Origin of the sequence: Enterococcus sp. AZ177 (genome assembly GCF_050544585.1) — a bacterium.
GTDB classification, from domain to species: Bacteria; Bacillota; Bacilli; order Lactobacillales; family Enterococcaceae; genus Enterococcus_L; species Enterococcus_L plantarum.
In genome coordinates this window covers 1,665,462-1,689,298 of sequence record NZ_CP172944.1, presented here as the reverse complement: position 1 = coordinate 1,689,298, position 23,837 = coordinate 1,665,462, and the positions used below count along the sequence as shown (strand labels likewise).

Annotated in this window: 25 protein-coding genes; 22 read left to right on the top strand and 3 right to left on the bottom strand. The window is 36.1% G+C overall.

The genetic code is table 11. The features are described 5' to 3' along the window. The first annotated feature begins 97 nt into the window (after window positions 1–97). Window positions 98–820, top strand: coding sequence for an alpha/beta hydrolase (locus IGJ34_RS08200; protein WP_069654873.1), 723 nt, complete (start codon window positions 98–100; stop codon window positions 818–820). An 81-nt stretch (window positions 821–901) separates the two neighbouring features. Here the strand turns inward: IGJ34_RS08200 and IGJ34_RS08195 are convergent, their stop codons facing one another. After that, a complete protein-coding gene (locus tag IGJ34_RS08195; RefSeq protein WP_069654874.1) occupies window positions 902–1,114 on the bottom strand; it encodes a ferredoxin in 213 nt (70 codons plus the stop codon). A 39-nt stretch (window positions 1,115–1,153) separates the two neighbouring features. Between IGJ34_RS08195 and IGJ34_RS08190 the strand changes: the two genes are divergently transcribed. From IGJ34_RS08190 to rpsA, 5 genes are all read left to right on the top strand, one after another. Beyond that, window positions 1,154–2,185 (top strand): helix-turn-helix domain-containing protein, encoded by a 1,032-nt coding sequence (locus tag IGJ34_RS08190; RefSeq protein WP_430597202.1) that lies wholly within the window; start codon window positions 1,154–1,156, stop codon window positions 2,183–2,185. Next, on the top strand, window positions 2,182–3,624 hold the full coding sequence (locus IGJ34_RS08185) for a RecQ family ATP-dependent DNA helicase (RefSeq protein WP_430597201.1): 1,443 nt from the start codon (window positions 2,182–2,184) through the stop codon (window positions 3,622–3,624). The genes IGJ34_RS08190 and IGJ34_RS08185 overlap by 4 nt, the downstream gene beginning before the upstream one ends. Before the next feature lie 79 nt (window positions 3,625–3,703). Continuing rightward, a complete protein-coding gene (locus tag IGJ34_RS08180) occupies window positions 3,704–4,252 on the top strand; it encodes an SAG1386/EF1546 family surface-associated protein (protein ID WP_069654877.1) in 549 nt (182 codons plus the stop codon). A 114-nt stretch (window positions 4,253–4,366) separates the two neighbouring features. Then, window positions 4,367–5,035: a (d)CMP kinase gene (gene cmk / locus IGJ34_RS08175; protein WP_111247893.1), complete on the top strand. Its 669-nt coding sequence runs from the start codon at window positions 4,367–4,369 to the stop codon at window positions 5,033–5,035. 213 nt (window positions 5,036–5,248) lie between these two features. Next, complete coding sequence (rpsA, locus tag IGJ34_RS08170; RefSeq protein ID WP_206850079.1) at window positions 5,249–6,460, top strand: 30S ribosomal protein S1; 1,212 nt, start codon at window positions 5,249–5,251, stop codon at window positions 6,458–6,460. 98 nt (window positions 6,461–6,558) lie between these two features. On the opposite strand, the gene IGJ34_RS08165 is transcribed toward rpsA, so the two are convergent. Further along, window positions 6,559–7,335 carry a helix-turn-helix domain-containing protein gene (locus IGJ34_RS08165; RefSeq protein WP_430597200.1) on the bottom strand — a complete coding sequence of 259 codons (777 nt, stop codon included), beginning with the start codon at window positions 7,333–7,335 and terminating at the stop codon, window positions 6,559–6,561. A 228-nt stretch (window positions 7,336–7,563) separates the two neighbouring features. Here IGJ34_RS08165 and IGJ34_RS08160 point away from each other — a divergent pair, with 228 nt between their 5' ends. The 6 genes from IGJ34_RS08160 to IGJ34_RS08135 all read left to right on the top strand — a co-directional run bounded on the left by IGJ34_RS08160 (window position 7,564) and on the right by IGJ34_RS08135 (window position 14,629). Next, entirely contained in the window at window positions 7,564–8,904 is a 1,341-nt protein-coding gene (locus IGJ34_RS08160; RefSeq protein WP_430597199.1) for an acetaldehyde dehydrogenase (acetylating), read from the top strand. A gap of 179 nt (window positions 8,905–9,083) precedes the next feature. Continuing rightward, window positions 9,084–10,394: a ribosome biogenesis GTPase Der gene (der, locus tag IGJ34_RS08155; protein WP_069654882.1), complete on the top strand. Its 1,311-nt coding sequence runs from the start codon at window positions 9,084–9,086 to the stop codon at window positions 10,392–10,394. Between the two features lie 247 nt (window positions 10,395–10,641). Then, window positions 10,642–10,917: an HU family DNA-binding protein gene (locus IGJ34_RS08150; RefSeq protein ID WP_010761417.1), complete on the top strand. Its 276-nt coding sequence runs from the start codon at window positions 10,642–10,644 to the stop codon at window positions 10,915–10,917. A gap of 860 nt (window positions 10,918–11,777) precedes the next feature. Then, window positions 11,778–12,824, top strand: coding sequence for a hypothetical protein (locus IGJ34_RS08145; RefSeq protein ID WP_111247889.1), 1,047 nt, complete (start codon window positions 11,778–11,780; stop codon window positions 12,822–12,824). A 3-nt stretch (window positions 12,825–12,827) separates the two neighbouring features. Continuing rightward, the gene (locus IGJ34_RS08140; protein WP_430597198.1) at window positions 12,828–14,087 is read left to right on the top strand and encodes a tetratricopeptide repeat protein; all 1,260 of its coding nucleotides are present in this window, start codon (window positions 12,828–12,830) and stop codon (window positions 14,085–14,087) included. A gap of 8 nt (window positions 14,088–14,095) precedes the next feature. Then, window positions 14,096–14,629, top strand: a complete 534-nt coding sequence (locus IGJ34_RS08135) for a YpiB family protein (protein ID WP_069654885.1) — start codon at window positions 14,096–14,098, stop codon at window positions 14,627–14,629. Window positions 14,630–14,682: 53 nt separating this feature from the next. Here IGJ34_RS08135 and IGJ34_RS08130 read toward each other — a convergent pair whose 3' ends face one another. Continuing rightward, a complete protein-coding gene (locus IGJ34_RS08130) occupies window positions 14,683–15,573 on the bottom strand; it encodes a YitT family protein (RefSeq protein ID WP_069654886.1) in 891 nt (296 codons plus the stop codon). 160 nt (window positions 15,574–15,733) lie between these two features. Here IGJ34_RS08130 and IGJ34_RS08125 point away from each other — a divergent pair, with 160 nt between their 5' ends. From IGJ34_RS08125 to aroB, 10 genes are all read left to right on the top strand, one after another. Then, window positions 15,734–16,081 carry a nucleotide pyrophosphohydrolase gene (locus IGJ34_RS08125; protein ID WP_206836453.1) on the top strand — a complete coding sequence of 116 codons (348 nt, stop codon included), beginning with the start codon at window positions 15,734–15,736 and terminating at the stop codon, window positions 16,079–16,081. Further along, window positions 16,074–16,862, top strand: coding sequence for a 4-hydroxy-tetrahydrodipicolinate reductase (gene dapB / locus IGJ34_RS08120; protein WP_206836457.1), 789 nt, complete (start codon window positions 16,074–16,076; stop codon window positions 16,860–16,862). Before IGJ34_RS08125 ends, dapB begins: the two co-directional genes overlap by 8 nt. Beyond that, on the top strand, window positions 16,859–18,070 hold the full coding sequence (locus tag IGJ34_RS08115) for a CCA tRNA nucleotidyltransferase (RefSeq protein ID WP_069654889.1): 1,212 nt from the start codon (window positions 16,859–16,861) through the stop codon (window positions 18,068–18,070). The genes dapB and IGJ34_RS08115 overlap by 4 nt, the downstream gene beginning before the upstream one ends. A 5-nt stretch (window positions 18,071–18,075) precedes the next feature. Beyond that, window positions 18,076–18,447, top strand: a complete 372-nt coding sequence (locus IGJ34_RS08110; protein ID WP_206836460.1) for a thioesterase family protein — start codon at window positions 18,076–18,078, stop codon at window positions 18,445–18,447. Window positions 18,448–18,529: 82 nt separating this feature from the next. Next, on the top strand, window positions 18,530–18,982 hold the full coding sequence (locus tag IGJ34_RS08105) for a hypothetical protein (RefSeq protein WP_069654891.1): 453 nt from the start codon (window positions 18,530–18,532) through the stop codon (window positions 18,980–18,982). A gap of 77 nt (window positions 18,983–19,059) precedes the next feature. Then, a complete protein-coding gene (locus IGJ34_RS08100; protein ID WP_206836463.1) occupies window positions 19,060–20,040 on the top strand; it encodes an NAD(P)H-quinone oxidoreductase in 981 nt (326 codons plus the stop codon). A 15-nt stretch (window positions 20,041–20,055) separates the two neighbouring features. Then, window positions 20,056–20,385, top strand: coding sequence for a nitrous oxide-stimulated promoter family protein (locus IGJ34_RS08095; RefSeq protein ID WP_430597197.1), 330 nt, complete (start codon window positions 20,056–20,058; stop codon window positions 20,383–20,385). Window positions 20,386–20,796: 411 nt separating this feature from the next. Continuing rightward, complete coding sequence (gene aroE / locus IGJ34_RS08090; protein WP_206850067.1) at window positions 20,797–21,666, top strand: shikimate dehydrogenase; 870 nt, start codon at window positions 20,797–20,799, stop codon at window positions 21,664–21,666. Window positions 21,667–21,695: 29 nt separating this feature from the next. Continuing rightward, entirely contained in the window at window positions 21,696–22,718 is a 1,023-nt protein-coding gene (gene aroF, locus IGJ34_RS08085; protein ID WP_111247878.1) for a 3-deoxy-7-phosphoheptulonate synthase, read from the top strand. Window positions 22,719–22,770: 52 nt separating this feature from the next. After that, the gene (gene aroB / locus IGJ34_RS08080; protein ID WP_430597196.1) at window positions 22,771–23,832 is read left to right on the top strand and encodes a 3-dehydroquinate synthase; all 1,062 of its coding nucleotides are present in this window, start codon (window positions 22,771–22,773) and stop codon (window positions 23,830–23,832) included. The last annotated feature ends 5 nt before the right edge of the window (window positions 23,833–23,837 follow it).

Genomic DNA, 23,837 nt, shown 5'->3' with positions numbered 1-23,837 from the left:
GTGTTTTGCTCTGTGTTTTTTTGTTCGTCAATACAAATTCTTCTAGTTCCATGGAAATTTTTGTTAAAATAGAAAAGATGAAGAGAGGAGAACAACGATGAAAAAATGGCAAAAACGATTACTTTGGTTTATGGGTGTATTGATAGCATTGATTTTAGTAGGTTTATTTTATGTAAAAACCATTACATATACTCCGACGACAATGGCCTTAGAAGCATCACAAAAAGCAACAGATGAGAAGGATGTATTGTTTTTTAAAGGGGATAAAGAGAAACCCGCACTAATTTTTTATCAAGGAGCTTTAGTTGAAAGTGCCAGCTATAGTATTTGGGCTGAGAAAGTGGCAGAGGCTGGATATTCGGTTTATCTAGTAAAAGAACCCTTAAATTTGGCTGTTTTAGGTCAAAATAAAGCGGAGCAAATCATACGTTCTAATGATCTAACAGATTACGTGATCGGCGGGCATTCCTTAGGTGGCGTTATGGCTAGTCGCTTTGCAACCGAACAAGATAATAGTGGATTAAAAGGTGTATTTTTCTTAGCCAGTTACCCTGATGAAAAAGGTAGTCTTTCATCCTTTAAAGGACAAGTTCTTTCACTGACAGGATCTAAAGATGGTGTTTTAAATTGGGATGCGTATGAGCAAGCGAAAAAATATTTACCCAAACAAACTGTTTTTCAAGAAATCAAAGGCGGAAATCATGCTGGATTTGGTAGCTACGGTGAGCAAAAAGGGGACAAACCCGCTGGAATCAATAATGACGAACAACAAGAAGCTGTTGCCAATCAACTAATTGATTGGCTAAAATCAATAAAATAAAGAATAAAAGGAGAGATTATAGTCTTTAGACAAGCATTCTCTCCTTCTTTTATTTCTAGTGTGAAAGTGAGAAACTATTTATTATTTTTCGATGATCTCTATTGCACGAACAGGACATTTGCGGTACGCTGTTAACGCATTGTTTTGTTCGTTTTTGGGAACAAATTCTTGTTGGGCCTGACCATCATTCTTTAAAATGACGATCCCATCATCATTATAATCAAAAATTTCTGGTGCATAAACTTGGCATAATCCGCAAGCGATACATTTTTCAGGAATAATTTTACATAACATAAGAGCACATCCTATTCTATCATTGAAAGAGGTGGAAATATGGAACTTTACTTTATTTTAGCGTTATTTCAGCACGGATACAAGGTACGAACTTCGACTTTGTACCACCTTTTAAAAGGCAAACGGACAAGCTCCGTATTACTATATGGTTTTCTATACGAAAATTTACGTTTTTTTCAGTTATTTCCATTATTATCTGAAAAGCAATTTAATACTATACTAGATGAATTAGTTAAGCAAGAATTATTGTGTTTAATGTCAGATAGCAGGGTTCAGATAACCGCAAAAGGGAAGCAGATCGTGCTTGAAGAGGGCAATCATTTTTCTTGGATCGATCATTATCGTTTTGGTAAAACAGACGAAATAATTTGGCGATTCTTACAGTTTACAGTGCAAGTGGTTTCGAACTTGTCCTACAATCATAAAAACTACATTCCTCTAGAACAGTCGCCACTATATCAGAAACAAATCAAACTGTTCCTAAAGTCAACAACGAAAGCACAATTGATCGGAACTGTAAAAAAAGAATGGATGCAACTTTTTTCTCAATTAACAAAAGATGAGGCGAATTTTTTCGCGCAACAATTTTCCGGCTATCAACTAATAGGTAAAACTTCTTTTCAACTAATGGATAATCAAGCGGATCCCTTTGAGCAGTTTTTGAGTAAAAAAGAAAAACTCCATCATTTACTGGATATAATTTGTCAAATGCCAGAGGATAGCTTCCTAAAGAAGCTGATTTTACCGCTAGTGAGACAAAATGAAAATAAGAGTATGAGCGAAACTTGGTCATATTTGGAAGCGCAGCTATCTTTAGAGGCATTGGCTCAGCAAAGAAGGGTCAAGGTAAGTACGATTAAAGATCATCTTATGGAATTAGCTTTAACGAAAAATTTTCCGTTTGAACAGTTTATATCAAAAAAAACAAATCAATTCTTACTTGAATACCCAAAACCCTATCAAGATTGGGTCTATTATTCCATCAAACAAATAATGCCAGAACTTGACTACTTTGAGTTTCGTTTATATCAAATTCAAAAACTTAGGGAAGAAAGAGACTTTAGACAATGACAATCGATTTAGAGCAAATATTGCAGGAAAATTTTGGTTTTAGTACGTTTAAACCTGGGCAAAAAGAAGTAATCCAGCAGCTTTTAAAGAAACGTGATACGTTAGCTGTTTTACCAACTGGTACAGGGAAATCATTATGCTATCAATTAGTTGGACAATTACTTAACGGCACAGTGATCATTATTTCCCCGCTTCTGTCATTGATGGAAGACCAAGTATACCAACTTCAGAAAAAAGGTGAAGCCAAGGTTATCGCCTTGAATAGTAGTTTGTCCTTTATGGAAAAACAATATGTACTTGATCATCTAAGTGACTACAAATTTATTTTAATTAGTCCTGAAACGCTAAGCCAAAAAGAGGTTCGAAAAAGAATTTCTGAGTTAACTATTGCTTTGTTTGTGGTAGACGAAGCGCATTGCGTTTCCCAGTGGGGTGTCGATTTTAGACCAGAATACACCAAATTAGCTAAAATCCAAGCAGAGTGTGGTTATCCATTGACTTTAGCCTTAACTGCCACAGCAACACCAGCTGTAAAAAAGGAAATAATGAAACAAATCTTTTCTCATCGTGAACCAATTTCAGAAGTCATTTTTTCTGTGAATCGGCCTAATATCGGTTTGATTGTTAATCAAACAACTGAAAAAGACGAGACACTGATTTCCTATTTGACACAATTAACAAACAGAGGAATTGTTTACTGCGCAACTAGAAAGATGGCTGAGAGAGTGAATCGTGTCATCAACGACCAAACAAATTTAAAATCAGCATTCTACCACGGGGGACTGACAGCCAATGAGCGCAGTTTATTACAACAGCAATTCGTCTCAAACCAATTAGATGTTTTATGTGCAACAAATGCTTTTGGTATGGGAATCGATAAACCAGATGTGCGCTTTGTTATTCACTACGATTGTCCTGATAGTTTAGAAAATTATGTACAAGAAATTGGTCGAGCAGGTCGTGATGGTCAGGCTAGTGTCGCGATTTTACTCTATCAAAAGGGTGATGAATCAATTCACTATTATTTCCAATCAGAAAGTCGGCTTGACCGAGAGCTGTTAAACGAATTAGCTGAAATACACTCAGACAATCAAGACAATGTTTTACCTACACTAAATGAAATTCAGCAAAAATGGCTACAAGGTTATTTAGAAAAAGAGTACACGATTGAAGAGTTAGAACAAAGATTATTAAGAAAAGAGAAAGAACGTCAACAACAGTTGGATGCTATGTTAAACTATATTAATGAAGAAAAATGCCGTCGGGTGTTTATTCAGCAGTATTTTTCAGAAACAATCGCAGAAATAAACCAAGAAAATTGTTGTGATCGATGCGACTTATCTTTTGACAACTACAAAGTTCAAATAGTACAATCACCAGAAGAAAACGAAATCTCCGAACAATGGGAGGACATTTTAATAAGATTATTTAAAGAATAAAAATAATCTTTTTTTAGACTGCAGTTGATAGAAAGCTGTGGTATAATAGCAAACGAGAGAATTTTAGGAGGAACGATACGTGAGTAAAAAAGATAAGAAAAAACAATCAGGTGCCCGTGAACCTTGGGAGCAGTCAATTTATGAGACAGATAAGAATGCTGGAGGTTCTCGCTCAGAAAAACGTCAACAAAAAAAAGGGAACACAGTTTTTCTAACGATTTTAGTTATCTTATTACTAATGATCATTACTTTACCAGTAGGAACATACCTTTATGTGATGCGAGATAAACCAAGTGACAACAAGCAGACTAGTCAGCCTTCATCCTCTGTGGTTGTTCAATCATCGACTAAAAATAGTTCGACAGAATCATCATCTTCAAGTTCTAGCTCTTCACAAGAGCAACCAGCTTCATCCTCTGAGGTAGCAACCGATGGTGGACAAAGTAGCAGTGTACCGCAAGAGACTACACCGACAAGTGAAGCGGCTGTGTACGATCAAGTTCGTAGTGGTGAGGGACCAAATCAAGTCGCTCAAAGAAATGGTATTACTGTTGAAGAATTATTACAATTAAATGGTATTTCCTTAGATACTGTTTTACAACCTGAGCAATCTTTACGCGTTAAATAACAAGAAAATCGGAGTGTAGCAATAGCGCTACTCCCCGTTATTAAGGGTCTGAAACAAAACAACTTATGTTTTGTACCAGACTCTTTTACTATGTGACAAACAAAGGAGTTCATTATGGAAAAGATAAGTATTGCGATCGATGGACCAGCATCTTCTGGCAAAAGTACAGTAGCAAAAATTTTGGCAAAAAAATTACATTATATTTATTGCGATACAGGCGCAATGTATCGGGCATTAACCTATTTAGCTATTCAAAAGAATGTCGACTTTGAAAATGAAAATGGTTTGGTTGATCTATGTCTCACACACACAATTTCTTTCAAGCAAACAGAAAAAGAACAATTAGTTTTTATTGATGGAAACGAAGTAACTGAAGAAATCAGACAACCGAATGTGACAAATGCAGTTTCAATTGTTGCGAAACATGCTTCTGTTCGTGAAAAAATGGTAGAGCTTCAACAAACAATCGGACGTCTAGGTGGTGTCGTTATGGACGGTCGTGATATTGGAACGGCTGTCTTACCAGATGCTGAAGTTAAAATCTTTTTGGTGGCAAGTGTGGAAGAACGCGCTGAAAGACGTTATAAAGAAAATCAGGAAAAAGGAATTAAAACCGATTTTACCACATTAAAAAAGGAAATCGAACACCGGGATTATCTGGACTCAACAAGGGAAGTGTCCCCGTTAAAGCAAGCAAAAGATGCTGTTAAAATCGACACAACTGGAATGAACATAGAAGAAGTTGTAAAAGCAATCGAAGAGGTCATCACAGTAAAAAGTTAACCTTTCAAATTTGGTCATAACATAGATAAGAAGATAATATGACTGTGGTAAAGTTATGCTATCTTTGCCTTGAAACAAGAAAATTTCTTCTCACTCTTAAAGAAATAAAAGAAAATGAGAGAAATCGCTTTATTTTTTTAGCAAAATCCCGTACTATTAAAGGAGTAGGTCAGATTTTACGAATTTTTTGGTGGCATAGGAGGATAAGTATTCATGACAGAAGACAAAAAAGTGGAAAACAGCAATGAAACAATGGAAGATGCAATGAACAGTTTCAAAGAAGTAAATGTTGGCGACATCGTTAAAGGTGAAGTGCTAGCAATCGAGGACAAACAAGTAATTGTTGGTATTGAAGATGCTGGCGTTGAAGGTGTAGTACCAGCAAAAGAATTATCTACGACTCAAGTAGAAGATATCAATGAATTAGTTAAAGTAGGCGATATCTTAGATTTAGTTGTCATCACTTCAATTGGCAAAGATAAAGAAAATGGTAGTTATTTACTATCTAAACGTCGTTTAGACGCTAAAAAAGTCTGGGAAGAAATCGAACAAGATTTTCAAGCTGGAAAAATCATTGAAGCCCCAGTTACAAATGTTGTAAAAGGCGGCTTAGTCGTTGATGTTGGTGTTCGTGGTTTTGTTCCAGCTTCAATGGTAGAAGACCATTTTGTTGACGATTTTTCTGAATACAAAGGCCAAACTTTGACGTTTAAAATCATTGAAATCGAGCCTTCTGAAAATCGTTTGATTTTATCTCATAAAGCTGTTGTTGCAGCAGAGAAAAATTCTAAGAAAAAAGATATCTTAGCGACGCTTCATGATGGAGACATCGTCGAAGGAAAAGTTGCTCGTTTAACTGATTTTGGTGCGTTTATCGATTTAGGCGGAATTGACGGATTAGTTCACGTATCAGAAATTGCGCATCAACACGTTGGGAAACCAAGCGATGTGTTAACAGTTGGCGATGATGTAAAAGTGAAGATTCTTTCAATCAATCCAGACGAAGAACGTGTTTCTCTATCTATCAAAGAAACACTAGCCGGACCTTGGGAAGATATTGAAAATAAAGCGGCTGTCGGTTCAGTTCTTGATGGAACAGTTAAACGCCTGACTAGCTTTGGTGCATTTGTAGAAGTATTCCCAGGAGTTGAAGGATTAGTGCACATTTCTCAAATTTCACACAAACATATTGCAACACCTCATGAAGTATTAAAAGAAGGCGATGCAGTTCAAGTGAAAGTACTAGAAGTTAATCCAGACGAACATCGCATTGCATTAAGTATCAAAGCCTTGGAAGCAAAACCTGAATCTCAAGAAGAACCAAAAGATGTTCAAGAATATGAGTTGCCAGAAGAAAATACTGGTTTCACAATGGGGGATATCTTAGGTGACGCGCTAAAAGCACAAGATACTGATTCAGAATAAGTATAATGATTCGAGCGGAGGGAAACCTTCGCTTTTTTTATTAAAAAGAGAGACTCACTACCTTAATGAGGTGGTAAGTCTCCTTTTTAGATAGACAATCAATTATAAATGATTCGTAAATCTGCCGGTATATGTTCGCCTTGATAGTGTTTGCGGAATTGATGGGGGGATTGACCTACTTTTTTCTTGAATAGTTTACTAAAGTAAGTCGAATCGACATATCCCACAGTTCCAGAAATTTCAGAAATAGACTTTTCTGTTTTCATTAATAATTGTTTTGCTTTTTCTATACGATAAGCAGTCAGATAACCAATAAAATTCATGCCAACAGCTTCTTTAAAAAATCGACTGACATAATGACGATTTAAATGCATGATATCAGCCAACGTTGTCAAATTGATTTCTTCATTATAATGGTCATGGATGTAATCCAAAATAGTATTGATTTGTTCTTTTGCTAAAACAGTAGGTTTATTATTCAAAACATCCATTAGAGAAACCTGGTTGAGTGATTTAACACAGCGATCAATGGCAAATTTTAATTCATTAAAATCAATAGGATTTAATAAGTAGTCGATCACCCCGCCGCGTAAAGCCTGATGAATACTCTGGAAATCATTCCGTTCCGTCAGTATAATGACTTTAATATTGGGTAGTTGTTGTACTATTTTACGTTTAACGATAAATCCGTCAATTTCTAAATGGTCGATAGCAATCAAAAGAATTTCTGGAAGTAGTTTATCAGCAATGTTTAGAGCTTCTTGTTCTGTTTCTGCAGGAGGTAACACTTTTATGTTCATAAATGCATCGTTGATAGAGTGTTGAAGAGTTTGTTGCTCTTTTGTATCATTGCTAACAATCAATAATCGGCACATAAATAACCCCTCTTTTCTTTCATGAGATAATGTCCTTTTTCTTTGTTAAATATACTTTACTACTTTATGATACCTTGAAAAAATGAACCTTTCAAGTATAACTCTTTGTGAAAAAATACGTTAATAGGTAAATTTTGTCCACAAACTTCTTAAAAAAGTACCTAACAAATTGAATAGAATAGATTAAAATTGAGTTGTAAGCGTTAAAAAAAGAAGGAGTGTTCAAATATGACTGAAATAATCAGAGTGAAAGAAATTGAAACACTAGTCGAAACTGCAAAGAAAGCACAGGCTGAATACGAAAGTTATACGCAAGAGCAAGTAGATGCTATCGTGAAAAATGTCTATCAAAAAACGCTTGATAACGCAGAAAAATTAGCAGTGTCAGCACATGAAGAAACTGGATTTGGAAAAGTTTCTGATAAAATAATCAAAAACACTTTTGCAAGTGAGCAAGTCTATGAAAGCATCAAGGAGTTACCGACAGTGGGAGTCATCAACCGCCGTAAAGAAGAGAAAATCATTGAAATTGGCATTCCTTTAGGGGTAGTAGCAGGTCTAATCCCTTCAACAAATCCGACTGCAACAGTGATCTTCAAGGCATTGATTGCACTAAAAACTAGAAATGCAATCGTTTTTTCACCGCATCCAAAAGCCTTAAAATCAATTTTAATGGCAGTTGATATTATTGAAAAAGCGGCTATTGAAGCTGGGGCTCCATCTGGCTTGGTTCAAGTGATTCAGGAACCGACTTTGGATGCGACTAGTGCTTTGATGAAGCATGTAGATGTTTCACTTATTCTTGCTACCGGCGGTAAAGCAATGGTTCAAGCTGCATACAGTTCTGGAAACCCAGCAATTGGGGTAGGTCCTGGTAATGTACCAGTATTAATCGATGCAACAGCTGATGTGGCACATGCAATCGATTGTGTCATTAGTAGTAAAACCTTTGATAACGGAATCATCTGTGCATCAGAACAAGCACTTGTTGTAGATAAGACGGTGAAAGATGCAGTAGTCGAACAGCTAAAAGCAAAAAAAGCTTATTTTATGAATGAAGAGGAATCTGCAAAAGTTAGCCAATTTATTTTGAGAGAGACGGGCACCCTAAATCCAGATATCGTTGGTAAAAGTGCATCAGACGTTGCAAAACTGGTTGGTATCTCTGTTCCAGACGACACATCGATTTTACTCTCAGAGCAAACAGAAATCGGTCATCACAATCCTTATTCAAGAGAAAAATTAACGCCAATTTTAGGTTTATTCACCGTTGATTCTTTTGAGAATGGTGTAGAAACATGTAAAGCTTTACTGGCGAATGAAGGAACTGGTCATACTGCAGTTATTCATACAACAACCGATGCTAATGCAGAATCATTTGGATTAGAGATGAGAGCATCACGTATTTTAGTCAATACATTAGGTGCACTAGGTGCAATCGGAGCGACAACAAAACTAGCACCTTCAATGACATTAGGTTGTGGTGCGATGGGTGGCAGTAGTACAACGGATAATGTAACGGCACACCATTTGATGAATATAAAACGCATTGCTTATGGTGTTGAATAGTAGAAAACGATTAATTTAAAAATAAAGTGTCCTGTAATTGCTATTTATGATACGTGCAATTACAGGGTATTTTTTCTGTTTAGCGGGTTAATTCACTTATTTCACTAGTTTTTCTTGCATCTTAGACAAGCTTTAGGTAAACTAGTAAGGATTGAAAACTTGTCAAGGAGGTAATTTGAATGGCAAATCCAACAATTGCAATTGTCGGGCGCCCGAACGTAGGGAAATCGACAATTTTTAACCGTATAGCTGGTGAGAGAATTTCTATAGTAGAAGATACACCAGGTGTAACAAGAGACCGTATTTATACCACAGGAGAGTGGTTAGGCCGTGAGTTTAGTATTATTGATACAGGTGGTATTGATCTAAGTGACGAGCCATTTATGGATCAAATCAAGCATCAAGCTGAAATCGCTATTGAAGAAGCGGATGTCATTATTTTTGTCGCAAGTGGCAGAGAAGGTGTGACGGATGCTGATGAATTAGTAGCAAGAATTTTATATCGCAGCAAGAAACCAGTAATTCTGGCTGTAAATAAAGTTGATAACCCTGAAATGAGAAATGATATTTATGAGTTTTATTCTTTAGGCTTAGGTGATCCACTTCCTATCTCTGGAAGTCATGGTTTAGGTATCGGAGATGTTTTGGATGAAGCTGTTAAACATTTTTCATCTGAAATCGAAGAGGACGATGAAGATACAATCAAATTTAGTTTGATTGGGCGTCCAAATGTTGGGAAATCTTCTTTGATCAATGCGATTCTTGGGGAAGACCGTGTCATCGTTTCAGAAATTGAAGGAACGACTCGTGACGCAATTGATACACATTTTGAATCGGAAGATGGTCAAAAATTCTTGATGATCGATACAGCTGGCATGCGCAAACGAGGCAAAGTATACGAATCAACTGAAAAATACAGTGTTATGCGTGCAATGCGTGCGATTGAACGTTCAGATATTGTTTTAATGGTTTTAAATGCTGAAGAAGGTATTCGTGAACAAGATAAGAAGGTTGCTGGATATGCGCATGAAGCAGGACGCGGCATTATTATCGTTGTGAATAAGTGGGATACTGTTGAAAAAGAAACCAACACGATGCGTGACTTTGAAGAAGAGATACGTGAAGAGTTTCGATACCTTGATTACGCACCAATCATCTTTGTTTCAGCATTAACAAAACAACGCTTGAACAAATTACCAGAATTGATCGAACGTGTCAGCATGAATCAAAATCTGCGTATTCCATCTGCTTTGTTGAATGATGTGGTAATGGATGCCATTGCTATTAATCCGACTCCGACAGACAAGGGCAAACGGTTGAAAGTATTTTATGGAACACAAGTGGCAATTAAGCCGCCAACATTTGTTATTTTTGTAAATGAAGAAGAATTAATGCATTTTTCATATGCTCGCTTTTTAGAAAATCAAATTCGCAAAGCTTTTACGTTTGAAGGAACACCAATCAAAATCATCCCAAGAAGGCGAAAATAGAGCATTTTACCACACTTGTTTTAATTGCACAAATAAATTCATTGAGTTATAAAAAAAAATGATATTTTTAGAAAAAACTGGTTAAAACGCATCAAAAACCTTGCTATTACAAGCTTCCTATGATATCGTGATAACAGAATATTGATTCAATTCAATATTTGTACGTCATTTTTGGACCACTCAAAAAGAAACGTAAATTAGATATCTTTTAGATATCCTATCCCTTGTGGAGGAGGTGAAATAATCCATGGCAAATAAAGCAGAATTAATCGAAAACGTTGCATCTTCAACTGGTTTAACTAAAAAAGACGCAACTGCAGCAGTGGATGCTGTATTTTCAACAATCCAAGAATCTCTTGCTAAAGGTGAAAAAGTTCAATTAATCGGTTTTGGTAACTTTGAAGTACGCGAACGTGCGGCTCGTAAAGGACGTAACCCACAAACTGGTAAAGAAATTCAAATCGCTGCAAGTAAAGTACCTGCGTTTAAACCAGGTAAAGCGTTGAAAGATGCTGTTAAATAAGACAGATCTTAGAACCCTTGATGAGTCAAGGGTTCTTTCTTTATTTCATTATTTTTTTCATATCAGCATTATACCAATAGTGTTTTTTTTAATAAAAAAACATGAGAGTGGACATCATAATTATTTCGTGTATCATGAAGTTATGGAAACTCACACAGGATTATTAACCCATATCAAGGTGTTCAAAGAAAAGCCGTATGCTATAACAGGAATGTTAATTTGGGAAAATGATGTCTGTATCAATTGTGTTATCAAAAACAGACCATTTGCCAGGTATGTCCTATCGCTACCGATGCACCAGTATGAAGTTGAGGTAAAAGGAAACTATAATAGTAGAGGACAGTTTGACGTAAAACATATGCGCATCGTTAACATAGATAGTTATATTGCTTTGATAGGAACCCCCGAATGAAAGAGCTCGTCATTAATTGAGAGTTCTTTCATTTATTTTCTGTTAAAAAAAGTTGTGACATAACTTTTTGAAGTTATATCCCAACCTTTTGCGGATAATGAATAATCAGCTATGTTTAAAATAACTATGAACGTTACAAAGTGCTAATTATTCAGCTTAGACTGAATCACAATGTTTCTTCAAAATAGCACTTTTTAAGAAGTGCGCTATTTTCTTTAAAAGCGAACTATTTCTTGAAACAAGTTAAGTATAAAAGTAAAGTAAGTTTTTTTTGCATAGATATAGTAGAATAACTGTAACGAAATAGTGAAACAATTATGTCTGTTCTTTAAGGAAAGTAAAAGAATAATTGACTTTGATCAGTTATCATTGCATTTTTTTTTAAAAAATCATCCCCTTTCTGTTTTATAACAACTAATGGTAAAATGTATAAAGAGGGGTGTTATCAATGGAATTAGTTTATAAGAAGAATCAGTTGCAAACGACGATTATCTATGGCGAAACGTTTGCCTCACAAATCAAATCAGCCTCATTCGATTCAAAACATCTTTTTTTGATTACCAATCAGCGGTATTATGATTTGTTTTCGGAAAAACTCATTCAGCTTTTTGATGACAAACAGGAATTAGATTGGTATATTTGTAAGAATGATTCACATTGTAACAATATGAAAGAGCTGGAAAGCTTATTGGCTTTTTTGTCGGATTTTGACCAGCAACAAGAGTTTCTTTTTCTAGGTGTTGGAAATGAAGGAGTCGTTCAATTAACCCATTTTTTACACGAAACATCTGTGCTAACTTCAGATTGCTGGCTTTTACCACTATCCATTGAATCATTAAGTAAAAGTTTGATTGCTGAAGCTCAAATAGAATTAAAAAATCATCCGGTTTTATATAGTAAAGTGCTAGCAGAAAAAATTATCTATGATCATACCTTAACCACGGGTCAAGGCGATGGAAAACTTGTGGATTTTGTTGTTTTTATCCGTTGTGGATTAGTTTGTAGCCATGATTTTTTACGGATGCTTTTTAAGAACTACAGTGATGCAACTCGATTGAATCAGCAGTCGTTTAATGGTATGTTGGACGAGATGATAGGTTATTACGAAAAAGAAGGACAAACGATCGATCGATTTGGCCAACTGTTTGAACAAGGTTTTTTAGAGACTGAAAATGGTCATTTGTTGTCCAGTCATATGAAACGGTTCTTAGGGTGTTTATTGCAGTTGCTCTGGTCTCAAGACGTTAGTCAGTTTTCGTTCCATTATAAGAACTTTATGATCTGGTTGATTCGCTTAGGTTTTCCAGTGGATTTTCCAGAGCAAATTTTAGTCAGTGATTACGTGGAAGGTGTTTTAAAATACGTGAACTGTGGCGAAACAGCTGCTCTTTTAAAAGATATTGGGCAGCTTGATTCTATGCAACAGCCAAAAACTGACGAACTACTAAAAACAGTAGAACAATATAAAAATATATTAAAAGAAATTAGAGGATAAAAGATGACAACATATAGTGAACAAATGCTCCAAGCATTACATGAAGAAGAGTTGGCTCAAGTACAATTGATGCTAGCAGAAGCAATCAAGAAAGATGATGATGATACACTTGCTGATTTAGGAGAAGAGTTATTGTCACTAGGATTTTTAGAAGAGGCTAAATTAGTTTTTGATCATTTGCTGACAATTTTTCCTGATGCAGACGGCTTGAATATTCCTTTAGCTGAAATTGCAATTGAAAATAATTTAATTGACGACGCCTTTGGTTACTTAGAAAAAGTTGATAAAGGTAGCGATAGTTATGTTCAAAGTTTGCTTGTAACAGCAGATTTATATCAAGTAATAGGCATTCCAGAAGTAAGTGAAGCGAAATTAAAAGAAGCGCAACGATTGATGCCAGATGAACCTTTGATTCTGTTTGCTTTAGGGGAGTTGTATTTTTCTAACGGACAATTTAAAGAGGCCTCAGTAGCCTATCAAGAGCTGCTTAACACCCACGTTACAGAAATATCCAATGTCTCAATCAATGAACGTTTGGGAAGCACTCACAGCATGTCAGGCGATTTTGAAGACGCGATTCCATTTTTAGAACTAGCATTAAAAGAAGGTCAAACGGATGATCGGATGTTCCAATTAGCTTTCACTTATCTACAATTACATGAAAATCAAAAAGCAATCGCACTGTTACAACAGTTAAGAGTGCTAAATCCGCATTATCAATCATTGTATTTATCTTTAGGCGAGGCGTTACAAGAAGAAGAGCAACTGGAAGAAGCGCAAACTGTTTTAGCAGAAGGAATCAAAGAAAATCCTTTCCAAGTAGATTTATACCAATTAGCGTCTGAGAATGCTTATCGCCTTCATGATACAGAAAAAGCTGAATCTTTATTGAAGCAAGCACTGGAACTTGGTGAAAAGACGGATGAAACGAGACTTACATTAAGTAATCTGTATTTGAATGAACAGCGTTTCGATGAAGTAGTTGAAGTCATACAACAAATGGAAGAGCAAGGCCATCCATATGGTGAATGGAATTTAGCTCATGCATATAATGAGCTAGAGGAATTTGATTTAGCAAAAGTTCATTTTGAACAAGCTTATCAAGAATTGTCTCATGAACCTGAATTTTTAAAGGAATATGCTGTTTTTCTTCGTGAAGAAGGACAATTAGAAAAAGCAAAAGAGTTATTGCAACACTATCTTCAACACGAGCCAGGGGATAATGAAGCACAATCCCTGTTAGATGATATTGAAGAAAGATAGGTGATAAGATGTTTGTTAATGTAGCTGATAAAAAAGAGTTTTTGGTTTGGCTAGTGAATAATGTCTCATTTAGCCAAAGAGAAGTGTTATGGATTTTGAATTATTTGATTAACCACGAAGCTATTTTAAATAATGTTCATTTCATTGAGCAGGCAGACAAAGCAGTTCGCGGGTTAAAAGTTACGGCAAGAGAACTAGATGATGAACCAATCCAATTGTTCTTGTCAGGAAAAGAATTTAATGATACTGATCAGATTTTTCATGAAATTCGTATGAATTGGAAAGAAGCATTGTTTATAGAATGCATTTTTGATGGTTCTTGGCAAAATAGTCAGTATTTGTCGATTCTGGAAGATAATCCATATGCTCGTTGGAATGAGCAAGTAAGTGATGATGTGATTGAGAGTATCAATGATTTCTTTGCCCATGAAGAAAAACAAGCAAAATTAGACTTGCTATATAGTCAAATCGATTTAGCATTAGAAGATAATAATTATGAGGCTTTTTTAGAATTAACAGATGAATTGAATCGATTAAAATAATAAAAAAGGTAAAATAGCACGAATCCCGTCTGTTTTACCTTTTTTTATTTAGGCTAAGTTAATTGTTTTTTTCTTTTAAAAAGCATTTTTTCAGGTCGAGAATAGGTGAATCCTTCCCCGATGGCTTCATGAACATTGATGACAGAAATGAAAGCTTTGGTATCTAACTCATGAACGATACGTTTAATTTCAATAATTTCACTAGGACTAACAACTACATAAAGAACTTTCTTATGTACTTGAGAGTATCCCCCTTGACCATCTAAATACGTTACACCACGCTCTAAAAGAGCCATAATCACTTCCCCAATATCCTCAGAATGGTCAGAAATAACCAAGATCCCTTTTGCAGCATAGGCGCCATCTAAGACAGAATCGACGACTTTACTAAAAACAAATGAAACAATTAAAGTATACATCATTCTTTTGACATCAATGTAACTCAATGAAAGAATCAAAACTAAAATATCAAAAATCAACAACGAACGGCCCATACTAATGCCATAATTTTTTTCTAAAATACGAGCAACTACATCGGTTCCACCTGTTGTCCCACCAACTCGATAAACCAGTCCACTACCAAGACCTGCAGCAAGCCCGGCTAATAAAGAAGCGATTAATAAATCATGATCTAAATTCACTTCTATCGGGAATCGTTGCCATAACCACAAGAAGACAGATAAAGAAACAGTACCCAAAATTGTATAATAAAATGAATGCTTTCCTAATATTTTTCCGCCAATCAAAATCAACGGAATATTGATGATCAATGTTGAATAGGCTGGATCAATAGAAAAAAGCGCACGTAAAATCAACGTGATCCCAGTTACGCCACCCTCTGCTAGATCATTTGCAATATTAAATGTTACCAACCCAAATGCGTAAAGACATGTGCCAGCCAAAATAAACAGAATGTCTTTAACATAAAACTTTTTTTCTTCCATAATGTTCACTCCTATAACATATTGGTTCATTGCACGCATAGCCAAAGTGAAAAACCCTTATCCAGTACTCACTTTATCATTCTCACTATAAAACAACAAGCAGAACCTTTTCAGATGGCGCACTTTTTGATAAGATGAGTAGTAGAAAGGTTGGGGTAAGATGACAGACGACAATCAATCTCTGCATTCCATGCAAGAAGAAGTGGATACGTATATCCAGCAATTTAAAACGGGCTATTTTTCTCCACTAAGCCAGATGGCACGATTAACAGAAGAAGTAGGTGAATTAGCAAGAGAAATCAATCATTATTATGGCGAAAAACCTAAGAAAACAGATGAGAAACCAAAAACAGTTTCTGAGGAACTTGGGGATGTTTTATTCGTGACAATGATTATGGCTAATTCTTTAGACATAGATTTAACTGAAGCGTTTCAAAAAAATATGAATAAATTCAACCAACGGGATAAATATCGTTTTGAACGAAAGGATGGGCAAACAAATGATTAAAATTTTAGTCGCAGGTTTTAAAGGGAAAATGGGTGCAACCGCAACAAAAATGGTTTTAAATCATGACCAATTTGAGCTAGTAGGAGTATTAGATCCTTTTGAAGAAAAAGGTAATCTGAATGAATTAATTGAGTATCCAACAATTAATGTCCCAATTTTTAAAACGAAAGAAGCCGTTCTTTCTGTTCAGCCTGATGTTTGGATTGATTTTACGATCCCAGCAGTAGCTTATGAAAACACACGATTTGCTATTGAACACAACATTTCCCCCGTTGTAGGGACGACCGGTTTAACAGAAGAACAATTAGCCGAGTTGACTGATCGTTCAAAAGAATTGCAAGTCGGTGGTCTGATTGCACCTAATTTTGCAGTGGGGGCGGTTCTAATGATGCAATTTGCCCAAAAAGCAGCCGAATATTTCCCTGATGTTGAAATCATTGAGTTACATCACGACAATAAACGAGATGCACCAAGTGGAACGGCCATCAAAACAGCCGAAATGATGAGTGCGGTCCGTGCAAAGAAAAAACAAGGACATCCTGAAGAAGAAGAATTGATTGAAGGTGCCCGAGGAGCTGATTTTGAAGGAATGAAAATCCATAGCGTTCGCCTACCAGGCTTGATTGCCCATCAGCAAGTTCAATTTGGTGGGATTGGAGAAGGCTTAACAATCCGACACGATTCTTATGATCGTAGTTCATTTATGACGGGTGTAGCTTTAGGATGCGAAAAAGTAGTCCACTTAGAAAAGTTAGTCTACGGGCTGGAAAACCTATTATGAAATTAGAAATCATACCAGATGAATTTACTCGAGCAGCTAGTGTATTGAAAGAAATTCAAGCGCATGGTTTTGAAGCCTATTTTGTTGGTGGAAGCGTTCGTGATGCATTATTAAAACAATCAATACACGATGTTGATATTGCTACTAGCGCATATCCAGAGGAAATCAAACAAATTTTCCATCGGACGATCGATGTAGGAATCGATCATGGGACCGTTCTTGTATTAGACGGTGAGGAGCAGTACGAGATCACTACGTTTAGAACGGAATCAACGTATCAAGATTTTAGACGTCCTGATACAGTTACGTTTGTTCGTTCTTTAAAAGAAGATTTGAAACGTCGAGATTTTACAATTAACGCATTGGCAATGAACGTTGACGGAGAGATCATCGATTTATTTGACGGGATAGCTGATTTGGAGAGACAAGTCATAAGAGCTGTTGGGAATCCCAAAGAGCGATTTCATGAAGATGCTTTACGAATGATGAGGGGACTGCGTTTTGCCAGTCAACTAAATTTTACGATTGAAGAAAACACACTATTAGCTATTGAAGAATTTCATCCACTTTTAGGAAAAATATCTGTAGAACGTATAGCTGTGGAATTCATCAAACTTTTATTAGGAAAAAATCGGCAAGCTGCACTATTGCCGTTTATCGAAACAAATTGTTATCAATACTGTCCAGGTCTAAAATACTTTGGTGAAGCACTATTTAATTTTATAGAACTTCCCAATAAACAAATTGAATTGGAAAATCAAGCATGGGCTTTATTGATCAAGACAATGAGATTAAAAGAAAACGAGATTCGTAGCTTCTTGAAGTCGTGGAAACAGTCAAATCAAATGATTCAGGAAGTCCAGCAACTAATTTATGGGTTGAATAGACGTCTTTTAGAGGATTGGCAAGTCATGGATTTGTTCGATTTAGGGATAGACGCAGCATTGTCTGTTGAAAAACTGTTGTTTTATTACGGGCAAAAGAGTAAACTTGAAGAAGTAAAAGAACGTTATTTAAGTTTGCCTATTCACGACAGAAAGCAACTTGCTGTTACAGGGAATGATTTATTGAATTATTTCGATAAGAAGCCTGGAAAATGGCTAGGTGATATGATTGAGAAACTTGAGACCGCTGTCGTAAATAGCCAAATAAAAAATGACAAAGAATTACTGCTTGCATATGCAAAAGAGAAGATTGACGAGGAGTGATAGCCATGGAAGAGTTCTCAAAAAAGTTTGTTGTTGGTTCCAAGGATACCGCAAAAGAAATCGGGTCTGGTGATTTAGAGGTATTAGGTACACCTGCAGTACTTGCAATGGTAGAAAATACTGCAAAAGAATACTTGCATAAAGAATTAGCTTCAGAAGAAACAAGTGTTGGTACTCTAATCGAAGCTAGACATTTAAGACCATCTAAAGTTGGCGCGGAAATAATGGTTAAAGTGAAAGTCGAGTCTCAAGAAAAAACGAAAATCAATTTTTCTTTCGAGGCTATTGACAATGAGCAAATCATCGCAACAGGTATCCATCAGAGGGCTGTTATCTTAACAGATGTTTTTTTGGATAAATTAGCTCTTCCTAAGTGATAGTGCGAATGGTGTGACCTAACCTTAAAGTTATGCTAAACTTAACTTTGTAGAAATTATTTTAGATAAGGAGACTTATATTATGAGTAGAGAAATGACAGGATTAAAATTTTATTTTAGAAATGGTGAAACTTGGACGATTGGTCGTCGTTTTATCGGAGATCTATGGATCAAACACATCACAACTAGCTTTGGCCGTATCCACGGAAGCGAATTTATGGAAATTCATCCGTGCGAAGGCTTTAAAATCGAAATCTTCCAAGAAGGAGATCATGTTCAAACCCATGATATCAACCTTGGTGGGCTAGAATTAGGAATGTTTGCACGTGCTCTAAAATATGAAGATATCGAACGTATGGAAATCTTATATAAAACGGGAACACCAGATTTAGTTTACTTCCCATACAAAGACAAAACTGACGAAGGTTTAGATAACATTTACCAATCTACAAAAGTCAGCGAAAAAACAAAAAGCTTGTACATCGTGATCGATCCAACACAAACGGTTGATGATGTATATGGTGAAGAACTTTAATAACTAAATAAATGGGACCGTAGATTTCTTTTTGGGAGATTCTACGGTTTTTTCGTCAAAATTTGTGAGGTGAAAAAATGAAGGCCATTGAGTTAACGTATAAGGATAGTCAACCCGTTTTGGAATTAAAGAAAGATGCGTTGATACCTAAAAGAAAAAGCCACCAGCTATTAATAAAAGTCGAAGCAGCCGCAATCAACCGTACGGATTTAGTAGCGATAGAAACAGGAACACTTCCAAAAGGCAATCCGATTCTAGGGGTTGAAGTTTCAGGAAAAGTAATCGAAAGCGACTCAGATTTATTTCCTTGTGGCAGTCGCGTGATGGGACTTGTAAACGGGGGTGGATATGCGGAGTACGCTGTAATGAATAGTGGGAATGCAATGCTTTTATCCGATCAGTTAACATATGAAGAGGGGGCGGCGATCCCAGAAGTCTTTTTAACGGCTTATCAAACGTTATTTTGGCTTGGTGAATTAGGTCCTAATGAGTCTATTTTGATTCATGCTGGTGCTAGTGGCGTAGGAACCGCGGCTATTCAGTTAGTAAAACAATTAACGACTGCTAAAATCTTTGTCACAGCAAGCACGTCTGATAAACTAGAATTATGCCACTCCTTGGGGGCAGATGTTCTAATAAATTATCATGAAGAATCGTTCAGTAAGAGAATTCTGGAAGAAACTAAAGGTCAGGGTGTGAACGTGATCTTAGATTTTATTGGTGCATCTTACTGGGAAAAAAATCTTTCTAGCATAGCTTACGATGGTCGGGTGATTCTCATTGGTATTTTAGGTGGCGCAATTGTAGAAGAAATTAATTTAATGGAGTTATTAGAAAAACGAATAACCATCAAAGGGACATTACTAACGCCAAGAAGTGATGCCTATAAAGCAGAGTTGACCAAAGAATTTTCAATAAAAACAAAAAAGCTTTTTGATAAACATTATTTAAAACCAGTTGTAGATAAAATTTTTTCATTGGAAGAAGTAGAAAAAGCACACCAGTATATGAGGCATAATCAAAATAAAGGAAAAATCATTTTAAAAATAGATGAGTGAATAGTGAGCTGAAAAATGGTAAAAAAGAATAATGGACCAAAAATACAAGAAGAAAAAAAGACCATTCGTGCAATGATTGACATCTATTACAGCAAACATAAAACACCGAAGATAGACAAAGAAAAGTTGCTGTCTTATTCACAACTTCGCTTGGATGTTTGCCGTTTCGGTGAAGAAAAACCAACGTGTAAGCAGTGTCCCGTTCATTGTTATCGTCCAGAATACAAAGAGCAGATGAAAGAAGTAATGAGATATTCTGGACCAAGAATGACACTGTATCATCCAATTTTAGCGATTAAACATCTTATAAAAGAAAATAAAAGCAAAAAAATAAAGTGTGATTAAAAGATCTAATGAAAGGTTTTTATTTAAAAAGACAGAAAAAAATTAGACATTAAGGAATAAAAGAGGTTGACACACAGTATACGTAGGTATATACTGATAACAATTCTTAAATAAATCAGTTACGGAGTGATTCATATGGTAGACATGAAGCATAATCAATCACAACTGAATAATTATTACTTTAGCTATTTTAGATGAGTTTGTATTCATAACATTGTGGATGCAGACTAGCAAGTTTGTATCTATGATGGCTAGGGGATTTTGAGATGACTTTCAGCCGCGTAGATGAGAAAATCTATAGTGGCTTTTATATTACCTATTTTTTGTGAGGTGTTCACTGTAGATTTTTTTCTGAAAATTTACGTGAATACCTTTTTTGTTTAAAAAAATGATTTTCAAGGAGGAAATAAGATGGAAAATACGATTACTGGCCATACGCGCTTGACCGCATTATTCGCGACACCAATTCGTCACAGTGTTTCACCAATGATTCATAATACAGCGTTTCAAGCGTTAGGAATCGATGCCGTATACCTTGCATTCGAAATAGGAACAGATGGATTAGAACGAGCGATCGATTCAATCAAAAATTTGGAAATGATGGGTGCCAACTTATCAATGCCGAATAAAATTTTAGCCGTTGACTATATGGATGAACTAAGTGAAGCGGCGCGCTTGATTGGTGCCGTTAACACCATCACCAACGACCAAGGTAAATTAACAGGTCATAACACTGATGGAACAGGATTTATGAGAAGCTTGAAAGATATCGAGGTTGACATTATCGATAAAAAAATGACAATCATTGGAGCAGGTGGGGCAGCTACAGCAATTATTGTGCAAGCAGCTTTAGATGGAGTAAAAGAAATTACTGTGTACAACCGAAAAGATGAGTTCTACGAAAAAATCAAAGAAAAACTAGCGTACATTTCAGAAAATACAAATTGCATCATAACATTACATGAATTATCTGATGAAAATAGTTTGGCAAAAGATGTAGCAGAGAGTGCCCTATTACTAAATGCAACAGGCGTCGGCATGAAACCATTAGAAAAACAAACACCGATTCAAGATTTTTCAATCATTCGTCCCGATCTTGCGGTTTGTGATGTTATCTATACACCTAGAGAAACAGAATTTCTAAAACAAGCACGGTTACGTGGAGCTAAAACAAATAATGGGTTAGGCATGTTACTCTATCAAGGTGCTGCAGCGTTTGAAAAATGGACTGGTCAAGAAATGCCTATAGAAGTTGTAAAACCAATTATTGAAAACAACTAAATCAGAATCTACTGAAGGAGAGAACACCAATGATCGTAATTATGAAGTCAGAAGCAACGAAAGCACAAATCAATTCAGTGATAGAACGAGTAAAAAAAGAAGGTTTAGAAGTTCATCTAAGTGAAGGAAAAGAACAAACAATCATTGGCTTGATTGGAGATACTCGAAAAATGCAGGATGTGGCATTCAACAGTTACGATGGTGTTGAAAATGCAGTTAGAATATCTTTAACTTACAAATTAACAAGTCGTGAGTTTCATCCAGAAAATACAATTGTTAATGTTGATGGTGTCAAAATCGGTGATGGTAGCATGACAATGATGGCTGGGCCATGTTCAATCGAAAGTTTAGACCAAATTCGAGAGTGTGCAAGAATTGCTAAAGCAGGCGGAGCAACGATTTTACGCGGTGGTGCTTTTAAACCAAGAACATCCCCTTACGCTTTCCAAGGATTAGAAGAAGAAGGCTTAAAATACATTCGCCAAGCAGCGGACGAATTTGACATGAAAGTCATCACTGAAGTAATGGATGAAGCGCATATTGCTATGATTGCGGAATACAGTGACATTTTGCAAATTGGTGCCAGAAATATGCAAAACTTTAAATTATTACAAGCTGTTGGAAAAACAGGGAAACCAATTGGCTTGAAACGTGGAATATCTGGTACAATTGATGAGTGGCTAAATGCGGCTGAATACATCGCTGCCCAAGGGAATTTTAATGTGCTATTTATTGAACGTGGTATTCGCACATACGAAACAGCGACACGTAATACACTCGATCTAAGTGCTGTTCCATTAATTAAAAAATTAAGTCATTTTCCAATCATCGTTGACCCAAGTCATGGTGTCGGAATTTGGGATCTTGTTCCTTCAATGGCTCGTGCTGGTGTCGCTGCCGGCGCAGACGGACTTATTGTGGAAATTCATCCAGATCCAATCAACGCATGGTCTGACGGACCTCAATCATTAAACGAAAAGACTTACTTGCGCATGATGAGAGAAGTCCATATCATGGAAAAAGCAATGAAAGAAATTAATGAATTAGATTAAAAATGAACGGAGAGTATTTTTTCTCTTCACTAAAAAATAGGAGTTGAAACAAATGAAACTCACGGTCACTTTACCTAATCACTCGTATGATCTGACTATTGAAAAAGGATTGTTGAAAAGTATCGGTTCTTGGGTAAAAGAGTTATGGTTGCCGCAGAAAATCGTGATCATAACAGATACAAATGTTCAACCTTTATATGGTGAGCAAGTTCAAAAAAGTTTAAAAGAAGCAGGCTTTGAGACAGCAACCTTTGTAATCAAAGCAGGAGAACAAAGTAAAAGTTTGTCTGTAGCGGTTGAAGTTTATGATGTTTTAGCAGATGAAGGCATGACTAGAAGCGATGGAATCATAGCGTTAGGTGGCGGAGTTGTTGGCGATTTAGCTGGATTTGTTGCATCAACTTATATGAGAGGTCTTCATTTTTTACAAGTTCCAACAACTTTGTTGGCTCAAGTTGATAGTAGTATTGGTGGAAAAACAGCTGTAAATACGAAAAAAGCTAAAAATCTAGTAGGCACATTTGCTCAGCCTGATGGTGTCTTGATTGATCCAGATACTTTGGATACATTGGAGGTAAGAAGGATTCAAGAAGGAATCGCCGAAATTATTAAATCTGCTGCTATCGCAGACCAGGACTTATGGCAAAAATTAGATGCACTGACGGATGAGAATGATTTAAAAGCTCATGCAACAGAAATTATAGCTGCCTGCTGTAAAATCAAACGCAAAGTTGTAGAAGAAGATGAGTTGGATAACGGAGTTCGCTTACTTCTTAACTTTGGTCATACAATCGGTCATGCATTAGAAAACACTGCAGGATACGGCAATTTAACTCATGGCGAGGGAGTCGCAATTGGGATGAGTCAGGTCACAAGAGTTGCCGAAAGTAAGAAACTAACGCCAAAAGGAACAACAGAAAAATTGACTAAAATGATTCAAAAATTTCATTTACCGATTAGATCAAATCAATGGGATCAAGAGCAACTATATGCGGCATTAACTCATGATAAGAAGGCACGAGGCGGGAAAATTAATCTTATTTTATTGGATTCGATCGGTGAAGCAAAAATCGTTCGAATTTCAATTGAAGAAATGAAGGGTTATTTAAATTAGGAGGA